This window comes from Paenibacillus kobensis NBRC 15729, from assembly GCF_004000825.1.
Taxonomy (GTDB): domain Bacteria; phylum Bacillota; class Bacilli; order Paenibacillales; family Paenibacillaceae; genus Paenibacillus_T; species Paenibacillus_T kobensis.
Map to the genome: position 1 here is coordinate 1 of NZ_BILZ01000139.1, position 1,233 is coordinate 1,233.

At 41.2% G+C, this 1,233-nt stretch carries 3 protein-coding genes; all 3 read right to left on the bottom strand.

The genetic code is table 11. From position 1 onward, the window contains the following. Positions 1 to 93 (bottom strand): undecaprenyl-diphosphate phosphatase (locus PKO01S_RS28465; RefSeq protein ID WP_281278973.1); only part of this gene is annotated, 93 nt, incomplete at its 3' end. Between the two features lie 288 nt (positions 94 to 381). Then, on the bottom strand, positions 382 to 1,068 hold the full coding sequence (locus PKO01S_RS28470) for a response regulator transcription factor (protein WP_127534786.1): 687 nt from the start codon (positions 1,066 to 1,068) through the stop codon (positions 382 to 384). Further along, the coding region (locus PKO01S_RS29670) for an ATP-binding protein (protein WP_164779839.1) at positions 1,065 to 1,233 on the bottom strand (169 nt) is incomplete at its 5' end. The genes PKO01S_RS29670 and PKO01S_RS28470, both read right to left, overlap by 4 nt.

Sequence of the window (1,233 nt, forward strand, 5' to 3'; positions counted from 1 at the left end):
ACTCAGAATTAAGTGTCCTGTCGAAGAGACTGGCAAAAATTCTGTAAGTCCTTCTATAATCCCCTGGACTATAGCAGTAAATATGTCTTGCATCGTGTGTACACTCTCCCCAACTATTTTGACGTCCTTATAGAGGCATTTACTACTTTAGATTCATATCCTCAACAAGATATGAAACATTTCTTAACATTCCCTTAAGTCCTATTAAATTTCTGTACGATGTGTGAACTCGTCATTTTATCTTGTCTGCAAGAAAACGCAAAGAGCCCGGCCATTAAGTCGGGCTAATAAACTATGAAATGAGTGATCCCTTCTCGGACAAGTATCAGATGATTCGTAGAAGTTGGGTTTCAACAGGTGACAGAAGCTATCTATACTTGATCAGTCTTTAAATCGGTATCCAGTCCCCCAAACCGTCTCGATATAGGCTGGATCGGTGGAATTCTTCTCGATTTTCTCTCGAATTTTTCGAATGTGAACGGTAACGGTTTGTAAATCCCCTTTTGCGTCAATACCCCATATTCGTTCGAACAAATGTTCTTTAGTAAATACACGACCAGGATGTCTTGCAAGAAAGTAAAGCAGATCGAACTCTTTGGTCGTCAGTATAACTTCTACTTCATTCACCAACACTTTTCGTGTCTCTGGATCAATGAACAACCCGCGAATTTGAACATCATTCTTCGCAGTCTTATTACCGATTAACCGATCGTATCGCGCGAGATGTGCCTTTACTCTTGCCACTAGTTCGGCGGGTTTAAAAGGCTTCGTAATATAATCATCCGCCCCGAGCCCAAGACCTCGTATGATGTCGATATCCTCTCTGCGAGAAGTAACCATAAGGATAGGGATGTCTGACTTTTCACGAATTCCTTTGCAAACCTCAAACCCATTCTTTTTTGGAAGCATTAAATCGAGAATGACCAAATCATAATTGCCTGAGAGCGACAGGCTCAAACCAGATTCACCATCAGCAGCAATGTCTACTTTAAACCCGCTAATTTCTAGATAATCTTGTTGCAATTCCGAGATTGGTACGTCGTCTTCGATGAGAAGTATACTTTTCACCCTTGTGTATTCAATCCTTCCCAGATAGGAATATGAAGCGTAATTATCGTTCCGATATTCATTTGACTAGTAGCTGTAATGGCACCGCCATGGCCTTCCATGATCTGTTTTGCAATCGCGAGTCCAAGTCCGCTTCCACCTAAATTTGCATTTCTTGATTCATCT